The sequence below is a fragment of the Olleya marilimosa CAM030 genome (assembly GCF_000518485.1).
GTDB lineage: Bacteria > Bacteroidota > Bacteroidia > Flavobacteriales > Flavobacteriaceae > Olleya > Olleya marilimosa.
The window spans coordinates 265,364-286,068 of the sequence record NZ_JADR01000007.1 but is presented as its reverse complement, the minus strand read 5'-3'; the positions used below and the strand labels follow the sequence as shown (position 1 = coordinate 286,068).

19 protein-coding genes are annotated in these 20,705 nt (G+C 32.2%); 1 reads left to right on the top strand and 18 read right to left on the bottom strand.

What is annotated here, in order from left to right:
* Positions 1-3,044: FIDD domain-containing protein (locus tag M890_RS0110070; RefSeq protein WP_028283419.1), on the bottom strand; the 3,044-nt coding region annotated here is incomplete at its 3' end.
* 255 nt (positions 3,045-3,299) lie between these two features.
* On the opposite strand from M890_RS0110070, the gene M890_RS0110065 reads away from it, so the two are divergent.
* Positions 3,300-4,112: a mechanosensitive ion channel family protein gene (locus M890_RS0110065; protein ID WP_028283418.1), complete on the top strand. Its 813-nt coding sequence runs from the start codon at positions 3,300-3,302 to the stop codon at positions 4,110-4,112.
* On the opposite strand, the gene tsaB is transcribed toward M890_RS0110065, so the two are convergent.
* From tsaB to M890_RS0109975, 17 genes are all read right to left on the bottom strand, one after another.
* On the bottom strand, positions 4,113-4,784 hold the full coding sequence (gene tsaB, locus M890_RS0110060; RefSeq protein WP_028283417.1) for a tRNA (adenosine(37)-N6)-threonylcarbamoyltransferase complex dimerization subunit type 1 TsaB: 672 nt from the start codon (positions 4,782-4,784) through the stop codon (positions 4,113-4,115).
* Positions 4,785-4,786: 2 nt separating this feature from the next.
* Positions 4,787-6,175: a TolC family protein gene (locus M890_RS0110055; RefSeq protein ID WP_036597400.1), complete on the bottom strand. Its 1,389-nt coding sequence runs from the start codon at positions 6,173-6,175 to the stop codon at positions 4,787-4,789.
* Complete coding sequence (locus M890_RS0110050) at positions 6,165-7,280, bottom strand: efflux RND transporter periplasmic adaptor subunit (RefSeq protein WP_028283415.1); 1,116 nt, start codon at positions 7,278-7,280, stop codon at positions 6,165-6,167. Before M890_RS0110050 ends, M890_RS0110055 begins: the two co-directional genes overlap by 11 nt.
* Before the next feature lie 71 nt (positions 7,281-7,351).
* Positions 7,352-8,593 (bottom strand): ABC transporter permease, encoded by a 1,242-nt coding sequence (locus M890_RS0110045; RefSeq protein ID WP_028283414.1) that lies wholly within the window; start codon positions 8,591-8,593, stop codon positions 7,352-7,354.
* A gap of 3 nt (positions 8,594-8,596) precedes the next feature.
* The gene (locus tag M890_RS0110040) at positions 8,597-9,826 is read right to left on the bottom strand and encodes an ABC transporter permease (RefSeq protein WP_028283413.1); all 1,230 of its coding nucleotides are present in this window, start codon (positions 9,824-9,826) and stop codon (positions 8,597-8,599) included.
* Complete coding sequence (locus M890_RS0110035) at positions 9,819-10,520, bottom strand: ABC transporter ATP-binding protein (protein ID WP_028283412.1); 702 nt, start codon at positions 10,518-10,520, stop codon at positions 9,819-9,821. The genes M890_RS0110040 and M890_RS0110035 overlap by 8 nt, the downstream gene beginning before the upstream one ends.
* A gap of 113 nt (positions 10,521-10,633) precedes the next feature.
* Complete coding sequence (locus M890_RS0110030; RefSeq protein WP_028283411.1) at positions 10,634-10,855, bottom strand: CAMCR motif-containing small membrane protein; 222 nt, start codon at positions 10,853-10,855, stop codon at positions 10,634-10,636.
* 35 nt (positions 10,856-10,890) lie between these two features.
* Entirely contained in the window at positions 10,891-11,436 is a 546-nt protein-coding gene (locus M890_RS0110025) for a DUF420 domain-containing protein (RefSeq protein WP_028283410.1), read from the bottom strand.
* Between the two features lie 42 nt (positions 11,437-11,478).
* On the bottom strand, positions 11,479-12,225 hold the full coding sequence (locus M890_RS0110020; protein ID WP_028283409.1) for an SCO family protein: 747 nt from the start codon (positions 12,223-12,225) through the stop codon (positions 11,479-11,481).
* Between the two features lie 10 nt (positions 12,226-12,235).
* Complete coding sequence (locus M890_RS0110015) at positions 12,236-12,952, bottom strand: hypothetical protein (RefSeq protein ID WP_028283408.1); 717 nt, start codon at positions 12,950-12,952, stop codon at positions 12,236-12,238.
* 90 nt (positions 12,953-13,042) lie between these two features.
* Positions 13,043-13,423, bottom strand: a complete 381-nt coding sequence (locus tag M890_RS0110010) for a cytochrome C oxidase subunit IV family protein (RefSeq protein WP_028283407.1) — start codon at positions 13,421-13,423, stop codon at positions 13,043-13,045.
* A gap of 23 nt (positions 13,424-13,446) precedes the next feature.
* Positions 13,447-14,445 (bottom strand): cytochrome c oxidase subunit 3, encoded by a 999-nt coding sequence (locus M890_RS0110005; protein ID WP_028283406.1) that lies wholly within the window; start codon positions 14,443-14,445, stop codon positions 13,447-13,449.
* A gap of 121 nt (positions 14,446-14,566) precedes the next feature.
* Positions 14,567-15,151 (bottom strand): cytochrome c oxidase subunit 3, encoded by a 585-nt coding sequence (locus M890_RS0110000; RefSeq protein ID WP_028283405.1) that lies wholly within the window; start codon positions 15,149-15,151, stop codon positions 14,567-14,569.
* A 1-nt stretch (position 15,152) separates the two neighbouring features.
* The gene (gene cyoE / locus M890_RS0109995; protein ID WP_028283404.1) at positions 15,153-16,046 is read right to left on the bottom strand and encodes a heme o synthase; all 894 of its coding nucleotides are present in this window, start codon (positions 16,044-16,046) and stop codon (positions 15,153-15,155) included.
* 745 nt (positions 16,047-16,791) lie between these two features.
* Complete coding sequence (locus tag M890_RS0109985) at positions 16,792-18,927, bottom strand: gliding motility outer membrane protein RemB (protein ID WP_028283402.1); 2,136 nt, start codon at positions 18,925-18,927, stop codon at positions 16,792-16,794.
* Positions 18,928-19,038: 111 nt separating this feature from the next.
* Complete coding sequence (locus M890_RS16030; protein WP_084553645.1) at positions 19,039-19,848, bottom strand: energy transducer TonB; 810 nt, start codon at positions 19,846-19,848, stop codon at positions 19,039-19,041.
* A gap of 111 nt (positions 19,849-19,959) precedes the next feature.
* On the bottom strand, positions 19,960-20,685 hold the full coding sequence (locus M890_RS0109975; RefSeq protein WP_028283400.1) for an energy transducer TonB: 726 nt from the start codon (positions 20,683-20,685) through the stop codon (positions 19,960-19,962).
* Positions 20,686-20,705: the final 20 nt, after the last annotated feature.

Below are 20,705 nucleotides of genomic sequence, written 5' to 3'. Positions count from 1 at the left end.
GCATCACTTGAGGTTTCGTGATAAGTAACGGTTAATCCTGGTGCTCCTCCTGTAATTTCGGCTGTTGCATCACTTAATGTGAATATTCCAAATCCATCACTATCTGGATCACAATACTCTAAAGCTGTTGGTGTAAAAGCTATTGGTGCTTGTACTACGTCTAACTGTAACGTCGTGGTTGTAAAACATCCTGTAGTCACATCTTCTACTCTTACATAAACTATTTGTGGATTAGCGATGTTTGTATAGGGTATAGCTAATGGGTTAGTCTCTGTTTCAGCATCTAATTGGGTTAAATAATAACTTACCGCATAGTCTGGGTTACCTCCACTAATCTCATTGTTTTTAAGACTTAAATCTATACTTGTAAATCCGTCTGGTGTACCATCATCACAAACTTCTAGTGGTGTTGGTGTTACTGCTGATGGTAATGGATTTACTATAAGATTAAAAGTTGTAGACCCATAACATGTTGGATTAGCATTATCATTTACTCTAACATAAATTGTTTGCTCTGGAGAATCAATATTTTGATATGCTGTTGGATTTAGAATTGGGTTGGTTTCCGCCTCTAAATCTGGTATATTTTCATAAAAAGTAACAGTATAGTTTGCAGGATCTTGACCTCCAAGAATTGTAGTTTCTTGTATTGTTAAATCAAAAATCTCAAATCCATCTTCAGAAGCATCATCACACACTACCATATTAGCAGGTTGTACAGCTGTAGCATTAGGATTAACAATTAATGTAAATCCTCCGTTTGGTAAAGTAGTAGCAGTATAACAGTCTGAATTTATTAAACTTTCAATACGAACAAAGATATATTCGCCATTACTTCCATTATAAGGGCTAGTTAAGGCGTTAACACCTGAATCAGCATCTGCAAATGAGTTATGATAAGTTACTGCATATTCTGAAGCTAATTGTGTACCTAAAACTGTTGCTGTTTGTAATTCTAAATTAAACATTTCAACACCATCATTGGATAAATCATCACATACTTCCATATCTGGCACTTGATTAAGAACAGATATTATTACATCTAAATTGAAAGTATCAACATCTGAACAAGTTCCTGATGCCACATCTTCAATTCTTACGTGTATTACTTCAGGATAAGTCTCATTTCCAACATAGTTAGCTGGATCTGTAATAGGGTTAAGTCCCAATTGCGCGTCTGACAAACTAGTATGATAACTAACACTTACGTCTGAAGCTACTTGACTTCCTATAGCTTCGGAATCATTAATTGTTAAATCAAATATTTCAGTTCCTGAAGGATTATTACACACTATCACATCCAATGTGTTTTCAACCAATGGACTTTCAATAAATTCTATTAAAACAGAATCTGAAGCTTGACAAGTTGCAGAAAACACAATATCAACAGAATAAACACCTGGTTCTGAAACATTAATTACAGAACCCGTTTCGCCTGGTATAACAACTCCGTCTAAATACCAAGTATGAGTTGCTGTTGGCAAGTTAGTATCTAAAGGTATAGTACCTCCAGAACATATTGCTGTACCTGCATCAATCGTGACGTCATCACCCAAGTCTCCACCTAAATCAAAACTACCAGCTCCTAGAAATACTGCAGCATTATATTGTATATCACCATCATCTGCAATAACTAATTTTATTTTGTATGGATTACTAGGTACAACATTAGCGAATGCTGTCATAGATCTAGTGTAACCTCTAAAATCTATAGGGTCGTTAACCAAAGGTAAACCTCCTGTTCCGTAATAAGAATCAAAATAACCTGGATTTACAGATGGACAACTAGCATTATATGCATCATCCCTAACCGTAAAAACAGAAACCACATCTGTAGTTCCCGGAACCACAGCTAAATTAGAAATAACTCCAGTGGTTAAGTCTGTTAATAAAAAAGCAAAAGCATCTGTAAAACCACACTGAAATCCTCCATATTCTTCTGAAGCAAATAAAAAATCAAAACTTACACTGTTAGTTATAGGAACAAAATCAAACTCAATAAAAGTGGCATCGTTAGAATCTCCCGGATTTAGAGCCGGAATAGCATCTTCCAAATCTGTGTCTCCTGGCCATCCTCCACTACTTTGAGTTCCGGTTTCTGGACCTTCAGCCTCCATAGCATCACCAGTATTTAATATAATTCCAGCTTGAAAAGGAAATGCACCTGGAAGTGCTGTAAAATAACCAATCCCATTTTCTTGTCCAAAATTAGTACCAGTACTCCAATTTATGTTAGATACAGTTGCACATGGACTATCAATTAATACATCTTCTACTAATTCTGGAACAGTATAAGTTGCTTGATCTACACTGATATATGGACTTAAAACTTCAACTTCAATAGTTGTTGATGCCGAACACCCTGTAGGATTAGTATCAGTTACTGTAAAGGTAACAGTAAAAGTGCCTAAATTATTAAACGTATGACTTGATGAAGTTCCTGCAGCTGCAGATCCATCTCCAAAATTCCAATTATAAGTTGCTCCTGTTCCGTCTTCTTCAAAAATTGCACTACCATCAAAACTAACAGTACCACCTAAAGGGATTTGAATAACACCTAATCCGTTAGCTATTGGGTCTGTAGTATCTATTGTAGGTGTAATTGTTTGACAAGATTGTAAACAAGAAATATTAGCTGCCCAACCTGAGGCGTTTAACGCTGCATTACTTACAAACTCAATTGTAATGCAACCTGTCGCACTAGTTGTTGATGCAGAAATTGTACCTGGATTATTTGATGCTCCACCACCAGAATAAGTACCTATTACTGCTGCGCTAGTGTCATCACCATCATATATAGTCATTACGTCAGAACCTAATTGCGTACTAAATGCAGTAAATTGTATTTGAATAAATTGATCTGGTCCATCTGGACATAGTGTTAGAACAAAATTCTCGTTATCAGCATAATTAGCCGATGCACCTCCTGAATCATAAAGGACTCCTGAACATTGAGAAAACGTTCCGTTTTGCATCAAAATATCTTGAGAATGAGCAGTGAATAAAGCACCTAGAAAAGTAACAATAAGTAGAAATTTTTTCATTTCTTATTTAGTAAAAGGGTTTAATAATTGGTTAATTTACAATTATACTAAAATACTGCCTAATAATTTGATTAATTTCATCTTAAAAAATGACTAGAATAGATCTTAAACAGATTAATTTACACCTATTTTTTATAATAAAAACAGACATGATTGAATAGTATACATATTAAACAACTGCAACTCAAAAACTCCTACCTAACATTAGAGTTTGTCAATTATATTTATATTTGTTCTAACTTATAAAATCACACAATGGAATTACAAAAATGGATAGACAAAGGGTCTGAAATTATTATTGAGTACACCCCTAAAATGTTAGCTGCAATAGCTATTTGGATTATTGGGGCTTTTGTTATTAAACAAGTTTTAAGAGCTTTAAAAAAGCTAATGCTAGTTAGAAATTATGATGAAAGCTTACAAAAGTTTTTATTAAACCTATTACGTTGGGTTTTAAAAATTGTACTAATAATTGTGGTCTTAGGCACCTTAGGTATTGAAACTACATCTTTTGCTGCTATATTAGCTGCAGCAGGCTTAGCAATTGGTTTAGCTTTACAAGGATCTTTAGCAAATTTTGCTGGAGGTGTTTTAATTATGTTATTTAAACCTTTTAAGATTGGAGACTTGATAGAAGCTCAAGGTCAAGTGGGAGTTGTAAAAGAAATACAGATATTTACAACCAAACTAACAGGTTTATCAAACAGAGAAATTATTATTCCTAATGGCTCATTGTCCAACGGAAATATTATTAATTTTTCTACTGAAGGGACACGACGTGTAGATTTGGTTTTTGGAGTTGGGTATGAATCTGACATAAAAAAAACTAAAGCTGTTTTAATGTCTGTTTTAACCGCTAACCCTAAAGTATTACAAACCCCTGAACCAACTGTAAATGTCCTTGAATTAGCTGATAGCTCGATTAATTTTGCTGTAAGACCTTGGTGTAAAGCTGAAGATTATTGGGCAGTTTACTTTGAAACAACCGAACAAACTAAAGAAGCACTAGATGCTGCAGGTATTGATATACCTTATCCACATAGTGTTGAAATACAAAAACAGGCTTAATTATTTTTTAGACTTTATAGCTACAAAATCTTTTAAATAATAGGGTTCAAAATAAGCGACATCTTCGGTGTCGCTTTTTTTATACTTATCAAAACTTAAGGCACTCATTTGATCTGCTGAAGGCAACTTGTTTTCAATAAAAACTGCATTATTATTATCTATTAATGCTTTAGTTTTACTCACACCATCACCTACAAAGTACACTTTCCCTTTTGATAAGAATGACTCAAATGATTTTTCATCAAGTATTTGCGCTTCGATTGCTCTAACCTCGTTAAATTTAGTATCAAAAATAGCAGAATATACTTCTAAACGTCTAGCATCTAGCATTGGTACAATTACTCCAGAGTCTGCTTTTACTTGATGCGCTAAGGCTTCTAAAGTAGATACTGATATTAATGGTATGTTTAAAGCAAATGCTAAACCCTTAGCTGCAGACACACCTATACGTAATCCTGTATATGATCCTGGTCCTTTACTTACTGCTATTGCATCTAATTGCAAAGTTGAAATCTTTGCTTCTTTTAATACCTGCTCAACGTATACATGAAGTTTTTCTGCATGAGAATAGCCATTTCCGTAATCTTCTTTTAATACCAAAGTCTCTCCTTTAGAAGAAAGAGAGACTGAGCAGTTTGTTGTAGACGTTTCAATATTTAATATATATGCCACTGTTATTCTGTTATTGGTTTGTCTAGATAAAAATCTAACACTTTAGTTTTAAATACATAATTATATTTTGCATTTAAAAATGACGATTGTGCGTTTATTAATCTGTTACGTACCTGTTCTAATTGAAACGACGTACTAACTCCTAAATCATATTTATCTTGTTCATTTTTAAAAGCTAACTCTTGAGACTCTAAGGATATTTTAGACGCTTCATATTGTATTAAAGACGCTTTAGCATCTGCAAAAGCCTGCTCTACGTTAGCTGTTAAGGTTTGCTTTTCTTGCTCTAAAGCTAAAACGATACGCTCCTTACTAATTTCAGCTCTTTTTACGTTAGCATCTGTTCTTAATCCATTAAAAATTGGCACGTTTAAACTAAAACCAACATTGTATCCAAGGTTGTTTTCAATTTGCTCTGCAAATCCATTTTTTTGTAATTCAATGATAGCTTCTCCTGACGTTGCATCAAATCCAGTAACAATTGGTAAAACATCGTCTTGTCCTTGTAAATGTTGGTAAGATGTACTTGCTCCAACACCAAAACTTAAAGAAGGTAAATAGGCACTTCTAGCAATTTGATAGTTTAACTCAGCATTATCAATATTTAATTGTGCACCTTTAATTTCTGGACGATTATCTAACGCGTAGGATAAAATTTCGTTTGAATTGTTGTAAGCTAAGACTGCTTCAGTTAAATCAATATCTACATTTTGAATGTCAAACCCTTGCGATGGTATTTGTAATAACTGTGATAAATTTAATAGTGATAATACCACATTGTTTTCCGCATTAACTAAGCGCTCATTATCTGAAGCTAATTGAGATTTAGAGACTAACAAATCTGCACTTGCTCTGGCTCCTGCATCAACAAGTTCTTGCACTTGCTCTAAACTTTTTTGGCTAATTGCCACTTGCTCTTCAGCTTGCTTTACAGCTTCGCGATTAAACAATATATTTAAATACGCATTTACTACATTTAATGAGATATTATTTTTTAAAATATCTAATTGAATCTTACTACTTTCAATACCTAATTCTGCTTGCTTTTGAAGATTTGTATTTCTAAAACCATTAAATAAGGTAACACCTGCATTTAAACCAAATCCATTACCTCTAGAATCTCTTGAAATCCTACTTCCATTTTGATCTATAAACGAACCAAAATTCCAATTTTGAGAAGCACTTGCATTTACTGTAGGTAAAAAGTTTCCTTTTGCAGATTTTAAATCTTGTTCTGCAATTTGCTGATCTAATTGTGACTGTCTAACAGTTATGTTGTTTTGCAATGCATAATCAACACTCTCTTTTAATGACCACTTTTTTTCTTGAGCAAAAGCTGTAAAACCTACTAAGAATACTAAAGTGAATTGTATTATTTTTTTAGTTTTCATCTTCGTTATCTTCTTTTGATGCTTTATTCCACACTTTAATTTTATCTCCTTCTTTAACACCATCTGTGATTTCGACGTTAATTCCATCAGACAATCCTAATTCAACATCTCTTTTTTCAAATTTTCCTGGAGCAGTTTCAATGTCTACAAATGGTTTTTCAGTAATTCTGTTAAACTGTAATAAAGATTCTTTAATTACTAAAATACTGTCCTTGCTTTCCATTTCAATTTCGGCATTAGCACTATAACCAGCTCTAATTTTTGTTGAAGGCTCTACCGTTACATCTGCTTTAATAGTAAACTGTACTGCTCCATTTTCTTCCATCCCTTTAGGTGCCACAAATGTAAGCTTAGCAGGAAAAACTTTTTCGTTAATCGCACCTAAAATTACTTTAATATCTTTTCCTTCTTCTAGTTTACCAACTTCAGCTTCATCCACTTTTCCTTCAAATATCATTTTGCTCATGTCTGCAATAGTAGCAATTGTAGTTCCAGCATTAAAGTTATTACTTTCAATAACCTGATCACCTTCTCTAACCGGAATTTCTAGAATTGTTCCAGGAATTAAAGCCACAATATTTGTATTTGCAGATCCACCACCAGACAATGATCCTCTTTTAATAATCTGATAATTATTTTGAGCTTGGTTTAAAGTTTCTTGTGCTTGGTTTAAAGACAATTGACTGTTTTCAAAATCTTGTCTAGAAATAACTCCTTTTTCAAATAAAGCTTTATTACGATCGTATAATGTTTTAGCATTGTTAAACGATAGTTTTGCTGTAGATATTTGTCCACTTGCACCAACCAAACTTTGCTCGTTTGGTACGACTCTAATTTTAGCAATCACATCTCCTTTTTTTACGATGTCACCTTCTTCGACTAAGATTTTATCGATAATACCAGAAATTTGAGGTTTTAGCTCTACTTCTTCCTCTGGATTTAATTTACCTGTAGCTACTGTTTTAGTATTTATTGAGGTATAAAAAGGCTCAGCTGTTTTAAACTCTTCCACTGATTTAGAACTTGAGTCTTTAAAGTATTTTAACACCATTAAAAGTGCTATTACCAAAGCAACAATTACAATTATTTTTATTACTTTTTTCATTTTTATATAGTTTACTCGGTTGATTTTAAAAGTTTTTTAGACTTTATTTTAATTATATTTAATTGATAAAATTATTCTTCTCTTAATGCCTCGATAGGCTTAATACTTGTTGCTTTAAAAGCTGGTATTAGCCCTATTAAAGTACCTAATACTACTAAAATTATTAAGGCAATAAACACTACTGCTATAGATACTGATGCGTTAACAATAACAGCTTCTGCACCTTGACCAAAAGCACTATCTAACGCTATAAGTATCCAGCCACCACTAATTATACCTAATAGACCTGCGACTAAGGTTATTGATACAGCTTCCACAACAATTTGTCTTTTAATCTCATAAGGTGTTGCGCCTAAAGCACGTCTTACACCTATTTCTTTAGTTCTTTCTTTAACTGTAATAAGCAATATATTACCAATTGCAAATACACCTGCAATTAAGGTTGCTATTCCAACAAACCAAGTTAAAAATTGCATTCCTGTTAAAAACCCAGTGATTTTTGCAAACTCTTTACCTAAATTAAAACTACCAAATGCACGATTATCTTCTGGATGCACTTTATTTAAGTTTCTTAAAATTAGTTTTGAATCTGCTTCAATTTGCGAAATATCGTATTCTGGTTTACCAGTAATCATCATCCAACCAATATTTTCACCCATGTTATAGATTTGCTGAAAAGTGGTGAAAGGAATATGAATATCACTGGTTGGTCCCATATTAGCTTTACCTGTTTCGAACATACCAATGACTTTAAAATTCATTCCGTTTAATTGAATGTATTCGCCTATCATTTCTTCGTCCTTCTCAAAAATTTGTTTGTAGATTTCTTCTGAAATAACGACAACTTTCCTGTTTTCATCAATATCAGTTTGATTGATAAAACGTCCACGAATCATTTTCTTTTTTTGAACTTGATCTAATAAAGGATAATCTCCATTTACTCCAAAATTACCAGACAGAAAATTACGTACTACCAAAGCAGAACTTTGATTTCTTGGTACGACAAACTCAATACCTTCTACATTTTCTTCAATTTTTTTAGCGTCACTTATTTTAAGTTGTACCTGTCTACCTTCCTGAAACCCTTTAAAAGGCTTGCTTGTACTTTGTGCCCAAACAAACACACTATTTGTAGCAAAGTCACCAAATAATCTATTAAAAGAATTTTCTAATCCTTTTGCTGAGCCAAGTAATCCGATAAGCAATAAAATTCCCCACCAAACACCAACCATAGTTAATGCCGAACGTAGTTTGTTTTTACTTAAACTATCGTAAACTTCTTGCCATGTATCTCTTTCGAATAAAAACATTATAATTTAATCATTTCTAAGTGCGACAATTGGTTTAATCTTGGATGCCTTTTTAGCTGGTAAATAGCCTGCAATACCACCAGCTACAATAAGTGTAATAGTTGCTGCAACAACAACATTTAAACTTACCGATGGGTCTTTTATAAAATATTTTTCTAGCATTGGTCCTGCAAACTCTACAACTGTCATCCCAATGAGCAAGCCTACAAATCCAGCAATAACTGTAACTAAAATAGATTCTAATAATATGATTAAAACTATAGATTTTGGTGAAGCGCCAAGTGCTTTTCTAATTCCAATCTCTTTAGTACGCTCTTTAACAATAAAAATCATCATGTTACTTATACCAACAATTCCTGCTATTAATGTTCCAAATCCAATAACTAATACCATGACACCTAAACCTCCTGTCATTTGGTTAATAGCTTTAGACTCATTAGCCAAGTTTCTAACCCTTATAGCACGTTGGTCATTTTGAGAGACTGAAAAACGATCTTTAAGTTTTCTGGTTAATGCTGTACTAAACCCAATTGCCTGGTCAAAATTCATGCTTGGGTTATAGGTTAAATTGATTTGATCGATATAGTCATTGTTACCATAAATTTGTTGTGCTGTAGATACAGGCATATAGATTAATCGTTCTTCATTATCTCCACCATCATCACTAAACACACCAACCACTTTATATTGGATCCCATTTAAATTGATGTATTTACCTATAGCAGTTGTTTTTAAAAATAAATCCTCTTCTACTAATCGTCCAATAACTACAACTTTAGTTTTATTGTCAACGTCTAATTGATTGATGTATCTACCGTATTCTACTTTAGTGTTTTCAAGATATTGATGGTCAGGATGAACTGCTCTAACACTGTAGCTACTTTTTTCGTTTCTAAACGAAGCATTTACATTTCTGTATATTCTTGCGGTTATGAATTGTACTTTGTCACCAAACTCGTCTTTAATATACTCATAATCCTCATTAGTAAACTGTATTTGTCTACCAGCTTGTAATCCTTTATGTGCCTTAGAGGTTTGTCCAGAATTTATAAAAATAGAATTAGCAGCATCATCCACAAACGCGGTATCAAATGTATTGACTAATCCATTGACTACTCCAAAAAGAATGGCGAATAACGATATGGCAAAAGCTACGGTAAAACCAGATAATACACTTCTGGTTCTATTCATGTTTATACTCTGAAATATTTCGCGCCAAAGGTCTCTATCAAACATGTGCAGAAGCTCTTTCTTGATTAATAAACACATCCTCCATAATAACACCATCTTTTAAACGCACAATACGCTTACACATATTGGCAATATCCTCTTCGTGTGTTACCATTAAAATGGTTTTACCCTCGTCGTTTAGAGATTGGATAAAGTCCATAATCTCATAAGAAGTTTTGGTATCCAATGCACCTGTTGGCTCATCGGCTAATAATAATTTTGGATTTGCAGCTAAAGCACGTGCAATTGCTACACGCTGTTTTTGTCCACCTGACAACTCGTTTGGTAAGTGAGTAGCCCAATTAGCTAAACCCACTTTTTTAAGGTGAAACATTGCTTTTTCAATACGTTCTTTTCGTTTTAAGCCTTGATAATACAATGGTAATGCAACATTTTCTACTGCATTTTTGTAATTTATTAAGTTAAACGATTGGAATATAAATCCTAAAAATTTGTTTCGATAAATCGCTGCTTTCTTTTCGGTAAGATTTTTAATAGGGACACCATCAAGTATATACTCGCCTTCATCAGCTTCATCTAACATTCCAATAATATTAAGTAACGTCGATTTTCCAGAACCTGAAGAACCCATAATAGCAACCATTTCGCCTTCTTCAACAGATAAATCAATACCTTTTAAAACATGAAGACTAGAATCGCCAATTGGATAAGACTTATGTAACTTATTTATTTTGAGCATAATTGATGGTTTTTTTGATTGATGATTAACTCAATAACAATTAGACTACAAAGGATACAATTTGTTACAACATTTATTGAAAAATTTTGTTAAATATTGATTTTAAAGTGCTTCTATTTCTTTTTTACTTTAAAATATTTCCAATAAATAAAGAAGCCTAAACTAAAAACTATGATGTATGGTATGGACATTAGATAGACAATACCATCGTTAATACCTTTTGCTGCAGCTTGACCTTCTTCGTTTTCTAGTACAGCTCTACACATAGCACATTGTGCATTTGTCTGTAAAAACGAAACGATTAAAAATAGAAATAAAAAAACTTTAGTTTTCATAATTTTAAGATGCTTAGCAAAGCTTTAAATAGCTGTTACAAGTAATAAGGCGAAATCATTAAATACACAATCACACCAGTAACCGCAACGTACAACCATAATGGAAACGTAATTCTAGCTATTTTTTTATGACGTTGTATATTATTTGTAATTGCTCTAACATAAGTTATTAATACAAAAGGAATGACTACTATGGATAATGCAATGTGTGTTATTAAAATGAAAAAATAAATAGACCTAATTGCGCCTTCGCCTCCAAATTTAGCAGAATCACTTGTCATGTGATAAGCGACATACATAACTAAGAATATTACTGATAACGAGATTGCAAATTTCATTAAATTTTCATGAAGTTGACGTTTTTTATTTTTAATTGCCCAAACAGCTACCAATAACACAAATGCTGTAATACCATTTATAGTCGCGTAAATAGGTGGTAAAAATGTTAAAGGCTCTACATTAAAACCTAAGTCTTTTAATTTAACTGTAAATAAAGCTGCTACAGCTAAAGGAATAATAATTGAAAGTATAATAATCCACTTATTGTACTTTAGTTCGGCGTTTAGTTTTCTTGTACTCATATTAGTCTTAAATAGATTAGGCTAGATTAGAAAGCGTTTAACTTACTCTTGTAATAGTTTTGCAATGTCTTCTTTTAAAATTGTAATTTCTTGTTCATTACCGTCTTCGTCCATTTTTTCTTGCTCGCTAATTACACCTTTATAAAATATTTTAGGATTACCAAAAGCATCTGTTCTAGATCTTAAATATCCTTCTTTATCCACTAAAGCAAAATCTCCTGAATGTTCAAAGTTTTCAACATTAACAAAAATATTAAATCCAATATTTGATAATTTGTAAATAGCCTCTTTATCTCCTGTCATTAAATGCCAATTTGGACTAGTAACACCATAATCTGCAGCATAAGCCTTTAGGATTTCTGGAGTGTCGTTATCTGGCATGATACTAAATGATGCAATACCAAACTCTGGATTGTCTTTAAATGTATTTTGTATGGATGCTAAGTTAGAGCTCATCCTTGGGCAAATGGTAGGACAGGTTGTAAAAAAGAAATCCACCACATACACTTGACCTAAATAGTCCTTGTTAGTTATTGTTTTACCGTCTTGATTAGTAAAACTAAACTGTGGTACTTTTTTTCGCTCTCCATTAATCACTAAATAGCCTACATCTGATTTATTTGGCGCATCGCTTTTTGGATTAACAATAACGCCTTTACTTCTACTCTCGTCTGTACGATTAATATCCTTATTACTAATTCTATCTATGATTTTAGGAATAAAAATAATCCCGAACAGTAATATAATGAATGAAATACCTACGTAAGAATAATTTGCTTTTTTACTCATGGTAATGCTATTAGTTTGTGTCTCCTTTTAAATCGTCTGCACGTCTGGAGGTCGAGTTAAACTCGCCTTTACGTTTTTGCCTATATTCTGTAAACAAAACACGCAAATCATCTGCTCCCATAACATTTTTAAGCTGTGCAACTTCTGATGCGTTATAAGCAGTAAGCGGATAAGCTTGCTTACCTTGTTCTATTTCTTTTTTGGTTCTATTATCTAAACGTCCACGTTGATTTAATTCTTTATCAACAATATATACTTTGTTAGTTGCCAAATTAAAATCTAAGACTTCACTTGACCTTAAGCTATTAAACATTTTTTTAGTATCAGAGTCATCCAATTCAACAAAATGCCAGTATTTAAGTTCTCCGTATTTAGTTAATTCTTTTTTAAGTCTATCTGTAGCATCTGTTGTAGATTTAGACACCAACATGATAACTTGAAACTTTTTAAAACCTTGAAACTTATCGTAGATTAATTCTTTTAGATTAGAGGTTTCAACAACTTTTGATTCTGGATCTTTTCCTAAAAAACCTAAAACTGTGATATGATTTTCTAATTGTAAGTCTGTTGTTGATGAAGACAAGTTTTGAAAATCAAGAACATTATTTTTTACAACGTCTAAAGGATTGTAATTATTAGTAGAAGGGTATAAAAACAATAAAAAGATTACTGGTAAAAAAAATAAAGCACCTAAGGTAATTCCTTTTTTCAATTTCTTTTTATCCATAATCTCAAAGCTTTTTTATAATTATACAAAAATAAAAAAGGTGGCTTTAATAAACCACCTTTTAACTATATTTTATATCGATTTCTTTACTTAGAAATCTCTTTTGATAAATCCTTTGTCGTATACATCAAAAACGTAACCTCCTTCTTGTAATAATATAAATACTAAGTAACAAATAAGGAATATTCCTGTCCAAACTACAGCACGTCTTAAACCAGGTAACTCATCACGCATGTGCATGAAATCCCAAGTAATATAATATGCTTTAACTATTGTTAAGATGATAAAAATCCAATTTAAAAGTTTCATCCCTAACACAACGTTGGTTCCCCAAGATGGTTTGTAGATACCTAGTACAACCTCTACTGCTGTAATTATAGATAATAAGATTAAAACTCCCCAAATTTTTTGAGTATTAGATTTAAACTTAATTAATCCTCTAAAAATTTCTAATTTATGTGCGTCTGCCATGATATTTCTTTTCTATAAAATTATTAAACTAGGTAGAAGAATGTAAATACAAATACCCAAACTAAATCTACAAAGTGCCAGTAAAGACCAACTTTTTCAACCATTTCGTAATTTTTACGTCTGTCATAGGTCCCTAAAACAACATTAAAGAAAATAATGATGTTAAGGACTACACCTGAAAATACGTGAAATCCGTGAAATCCTGTAATAAAGAAAAAGAAGTCTGCAAATAATGGTGAACCATACTCATTGACCTGTAAGTTAGCACCTTGAACTACTAATTTACCGTTTTCTTTTATTTGTTTTAAAGACTGCTCTCTTGTTAAGATTGTTTTTTCACCTTCTTCGTTAATGATTTGCGTTCTAACTAACACATTAGGATTAGCTTCCATACCTTTAACGATATCGCTTACTTGATAAGCTGGTAAAGTTCCTTCTCCTACAAACCAAAGTCCGTTTTTACGCTCATGCTCTACTCTGTCTGTAGGTGCAGCAGTAGCAAAATCTGCTATAGCCAAACGTTTAAAAGTTTGTTCTCCATCCACAGTTACATTTTCTCCAAACTGAAGGATGTTACCACCTTTTGTTTGTACAGCACCAAAGTCTCCTTTAATAAAAGTATTCCACTCCCAAGCTTGAGACCCTACAAATATTAAACCACCAATAATGGTTAAAAACATGTACCAAGTTACTTTTTTCTTGTTTAAATGGTGACCAGCATCCACTGCTAATACCATTGTCACTGAAGACATGATTAATACAAACGTCATAAACGCTACATAAATCATTGGATAATTACCATGGAAAAATGGTACGTGAGTAAAAACCTCGTCTGCAATTGGCCAAGCATCAATAAATTTGAATCTTGAAAAACCATAGGCTGCTAAAAACCCAGAGAATGTTAATGCATCTGATACGATAAAAAACCACATCATCATCTTACCATAACTTGCTTTTAATGGTTGGTTACCACCTCCCCAAGTCTTTCCTTCTGTATCAGTAGTTGCAACTGTAGTATTCATAGTGTTAAATTAGTTGTTAAAATGTGGCACAAAAATAATCATTTTATTCAGTTAAAAAAATACCAAACTCTAATTTTATAGTATCTAAATAAGGTTTTAGTCTTATTAGATCAATAATTTTTTAGTTTAGAAAAAAGTATAAGAAAAAAAACAGGTAGATCCATAGCAAGTCAACAAAGTGCCAAAAGGTTTCTGCTAATTCAAATCCAACCATATTATCTTGAGAATATTTACCTCTTAAGTGATTGATTAACACTACTAGTACTGGAATTAAACCCACTAGCACGTGTACTATATGCACTACTGCAATTAGGTAAATATAAGTTACTGTAATATTACTAGTTGGTCCTGTAAAGTTAAATCCTAAGTCAATAATTTGATTAAAACCCGCAAATTGATTGTAAATAAAAAATAGCCCTAACACAAATGTTAAAGTTAACATTGCAGTAGTTAATCCATTTTTACCTTGCTTTAATGCTCTTTTAGCTATTATAAAAGTAATACTACTTATTACCATTATTATAATACTAATCCAAAATGGCTGAGGCATTTGAAAATCATTTAGCCAATCTGGTCTAGAACTACTTACAATAAATGCACTAGTCCATCCTGCAAAAGACATAATTAAAGACGCTATACCAAAGTACAACATCATTTTTTTTGCGCGTCCCGTTTTTTCTTCTAAAGTCCCTTGAGTTAAATCCATTTTATCTTATAAATTTATCAATAACGTATACAATCTGTATTAGTGTAATATATAGTACGCTTGACAACATTAATTGTTTTGCTGCTTTTTCAGTCATTTTTTTATACAATTGAATAGCATAATACAGCATGACTAATCCTAAACTTAAAACTATTATTGCTGCAACGATAGATAATTTTAATTGTCCTGTTACACCAAATACTGGCACTATAGATACTAAAATAGTCCAAACCGTGTATAAAATGGTTTGCACTGCTGTACCTTTATCTTGTTTACCTGTAGGCAACATAAAAAAGCCTCCACGTTTATAATCTTCAAATAAAAACCAACCAATTGCCCAAAAATGAGGGAATTGCCAAAAAAATTGTAAAGCAAATAAAGTTCCTGGTTCAATACCAAAATTATCTGTTGCTGCAACCCAACCTAACATAAAAGGAATAGCTCCTGGAATAGCACCAACAAATACAGATAATGGTGTTTTTGTTTTTAAAGGTGTATAAACGCTTGTATATAAAAATATTGAAATGGCTCCAAACATTGCTGTTTGTGCGTTTATTGAATATAAAATACCAATACCTAAAATAGTAAAAACACAAGCTATTAAAAAAGCTGTATTAACCGTCATACGACCAGAAGCAACAGGTCTGTTTTTGGTACGATGCATTAAGGCATCTAAATCTTTTTCGATAATTTGGTTAAACGCGTTACTGGCTCCAACCATAAAATAACCTCCTAAAGCAAGCAATAAAACAATTTTTAGGCTGATAGTATCTGCTCCTAAAAAATAACCAGCAACTGATGAAAATACGACGCTTAAAGACAAGCGCATTTTAGTGATTTCTTTAAAATCTGATAATGCTGTATGTTTAATTGTAGGGGTTACAGTTGTACTCAAACCAACGCTATTTTTTTTGCTGATGCAAAGATACTGCTAAAAAGGAATTTGGCATAAAAAAACCGCAAGGTTTTTAGGCTTGTGGTTTTTTTATATTTTTAAAATTTTGACAAATCAAAACACCAATTAAATAAGTCTGTTCTGATCCCAAAATTAATCCAAACTGTACTGTTATTATAAACCGAAGCTGTTTGTGCTTCTGGATTAAAATTACGATAACTTAAATTTACAAATGCTTTCTATTGTCTTTTTATTATGATTTAAAAATATTATTCTTTAATAAGCCTAAAAGCACAAGAGGTAAGTATAGCAAAATTATAATATAATATTTAAATTTTTCTGTTTCAGAAAATATACAAATCAAAAAGATTAATAAGCTAAACCCTAAAATTAAATATTTATATATTTTTTTTAATGGCATAACCAAAGAAATAAACAAGTAAAAAAATGCTGTTATTACCAAAGATATTATTTTCATGATATTTATTTTTAGCTTAACATACAATAAGCAAATTGACTAAGCTTAAATACAGCTCCAAAACCAGTTACTTACCTGAGTCTTATCATATTTTTCTAATATGAAATAATAAAGTTTATATTAATTTTTCTCTTGGTTGTTTTTGTTGAGAGATTAATATGTTTTCAAAAACAAAAACATATCAGCACATTCATTTTTTCAAAATATAGCTGTGACTATATCCACACTTGACTGATTTTAATTTATAAAGACTAAAAATACTTGCTTTTACAAATCAAAATACCAATTAAATAAGTCTGTTCTAATCCCAAAATTAATCCAAACCGTACTGTTATTATAAACCGAAGCTGTTTGTGCTTCTGGATTAAAATTACGATAACTTAAATTTACAAATGCTTTTAAATTAGAGGCTGGATTAACCAAATAGCCTAATTGTGCACTTGCGTTTACAGATGTTGTTTTTATACCTTGACCTATTGTTACTCCTGTATCAAAAGGTCTATCGTTATAATCTTGATAGACATCGCCACCATAACTAAAATTATCTGTACCATCGTTTACATCAAACCCTCTAATACCTGTTACTAATTTTGCCTCTCCAAACCAACGGTCTTTTTGATAGCGTCCAATTAACACCAACTCTCTAAAATTTGCTCCCCAAAGGTGAGCCATAGGTTGATTGTTGTGCGCATAGTTTAATACAATTGTATTATGAGAATAGGTATATGGTCGTACTTGATTGTATTCTGCTTGAAGCATTAAATTTTTAACTTTAAAGGCATTGTAATATTTTGCACCTAATTGGAAACCAAATTTGTTTTTCCAGCTTTTGTTTCCTCCTGTGACATCGTTTAAAGAAAATTCGTCTAAAATAAATTGACCATATACATTTGCATTATCACTAAGCTTGTATTTACCTGAAGCTCCTAATATAGCATTACCAGCTCCTTGACCAGTTTCAAACTCTATAGCTCTAAAAAATATTAATGGGTTTAGGTAGTTGATATCAAAACCTCTATCATTAGTGTTTTCCCAGATTACAGACTCAAACAAACCTAAATTAAAACGTTTTGATACATTCCAACTTAAATAATGGTTTGCAATATATTTTGTTCTGAATGCTTTATCCACCACTGCTGCATCACGCACATCTTTTAACCAAGTCCACGTGTTGGTGTATTTAATTTTCCAGAAGGTCGTGTTTAATTTTAAAAAAGGATAAGGACTTGCCACATCACTTTGCAATAAACTTCTATAACCATCACCTATAAATTGTTTGCCATGTCCAAACTGGACGTTTAAAAATTTAGCAGGTGTATACGATAAATAGGCTTCTGCTGCAGGATAATCATAAGCATCCTCTTTAAAGCGTTTGGCAATACCACGACCTGGTATAATTGCAGGATCTGGTCCAAATGCTTTTAAACTTTCGGCATATTGATTATAATATTGTGCAAAACGTCCTTGACTTTCAAAAACTGAAGCGGAAAAACTAAGCTTACTTCCTAAACCTCCTTGTATGTACAAGCCTCTAGTATTGTTATACGTTGTACCAAAATCTGCATCTGTATCTTTTCCTAATTGTAAATCAAGAATAGGGTCTACTGTAAACCAATAATCTTCGCCTTGTATTTGTGCCAAATGCTCATTCCAAAGCTTACGACTTAACCATGATTCAGCATCCTTTTGCAGCTTTAAATTTTCAGCAGAAAAATCGTAATAATTTGACACATCTTCATAACGATAAGGTTTTGATGCTGTATGACTGTTAGTTCCTATTCTGTTAATATCCTGATCAAACCTAAAGTAGTTTTCATGAGAAAACGGAATGTTAATTTGACTTGTATAAGCTTTATTGGTATACTTAGTTGTTGCTTTTTGCACACTATCAAACTCTTGCTTTGCTTTTTGTTGCAAATCCGTTAATTGCGCTATTTGATTTAAGTCACTATTATTGTCCATTTTAGCCTCAGTAATACTAGGCAACGCTTGAGGTGTGTTTTTTTGGTTTAATGGAAAATATAAATTAAAACTGTATTGCTTAAACGTTGGATTACCATTGTAAGTGGCTGGTTGGATCGTAGGAAATGCTTCAAAAACGCGTTTAGCCTCTTCTTTTAAATCTTTACTATGTGCATCAATATAAATAGTTTTAAAGTTACCGTCTTTGGTGACTTCAAAAATTATTGCCATTTGTCCAGTATAGTTTTTATCAATACTATCTGGAAGTTTAAATTCTGAATATATTATTTTATATACTTCTTGATTAAAGCAATAGTCTAATTGTTTTACTTCAGTATCTTGACAATTCTCAAAACGAGGTGGGATTTGATAATCAGTTGTATCTTGAGCGTAGATTACAGCTGAAGTACATAATAATAGTCCTAAAATGAACGTCTTCATATTTAGATTGAGGTTTTAATTTAGCCGAAAGATACTGCTTTTTATTAACGCTTTAAAATAGAAAAGTCGCTACCATTAACTAGTAGCGACTTAAAAACTATTATTTATCTATTAATACTTAACCTGAAAAGCAATTGGTAAAGTATATAATACTGAAACCGGTTTACCACCTTGTAATCCAGGCGTCATTTGTGGCACTTTACTAACCACTTTTTCTGCTTCTTTTTCTAATCTTTGGTGTGGAGCTCTTGTTTGCACCAACTCAGCTTCTCCAAGCTTATTAATTCTAAATTGAATATAAATTTTTTGAACACCTTCCTTTAAACCTAATTCTGCTCCTAATCCAGCATCAAATCTTCGTTTTACAATTTTTGTAAGGTTATCAGACATACATTTTCTTCTTTCATCATTGGTGGTTGCGCTTTCACATCCTGGAAAAATAGGCATAACTTCGACCTTCTCAAATGGTAATTCTATATCTGGATCCACTTTTGGAGGATCTAAAGCTCCTAAATCCACTGTAACATTACCTTTTGGTTTTGTCGGTTTTACTATTTCTGTAATCAAATTATCTGTCTCCTTTTTATCAGGCGTATCGTTATCAATAATTTCGGGTTTGATAATATGGACTGGTTTGGTTTTTACAGGCTCAGACGTTTCTATAGCATCAGGCTCTACCACAACGACTGGAGCAAACATTGCATCCTTCTCAGATTCTGCAAACGCAGTTAACGGAATACTAAAGTTACTTGACTCAAAACGCATTTCTAACGCACCATAAGCAGCCAATAGACACATAATTAACCCAATCTGGAAGTACAACGACGAGTTTTTTTGTAAATTCGCATCATGTTTTTGTGATTTTTGCACGTTTTTCTCATTTTGGCGAGTGAGATCACGAGATTCTTTCGAATTTTTCATAATATATATAGTTTAAATGTTAATGTTATGACAAAATCACAATAAGCATACCAAAAACAAAAATCCCGCTACTTAATTGTAACGGGATTTTTAATATATATGGAATATGTATTACTCTACTTTAAAAGTAATTGGTAAACCGTAAGGTACATTTACTGCTTTACCTCTTTGTCTACCTGCTTTCATTTTAGGTAATTTACTAATAACTCTTTTAGCTTCTGCCTCTAATTTAGGGTGTGGTGCTCTTGCTTGAATGTTTACAATGTTACCTGTTTTATCAATTTTAAAACCAACATTGATTCTTTTAATACCACTATCTAAACCTAACTCTTGTGCTAAGTCGTTATTAAAATTCTTTCTTACAAATTTTCCAATTTTCTCAGACATGCATTTTTTCTTTGCATCATTGTTAGGTTCTCCCTCACAACCTGGATATACTGGTACATTTTCAATAATTGAGAAAGGTACATCTACTTCTTCTTCTACAGCTTCAACCTCAACATCTGCAATTTCTATCTCAACTACTTCTTCTTGAGTAGTTTCAGTAGACTCGATGATTGTTTCTTCCACATCCTCTTCATCTTCAACAACCTCAATTACTTCTGGAGCTGCAGGTGGTGGTGGTGGTGGTGGTGGTGTGTTAAGCATTTCTGTAATTGGAACATCATCATCATCTTCGTTATCAAAAACTAATTGTCCTATATCTATATCTGCCTTATCAGTTGTTGTATAATTGATTGCTGAGTAAGATAAAAATAGCATTAATGCTAGTCCTACTGCTACGTATAGAGAACTATTACGTCCTACGTCTGCTTTTGTATTTTTCTTAGATTCCATATCTGTAAATTTAAACTGAA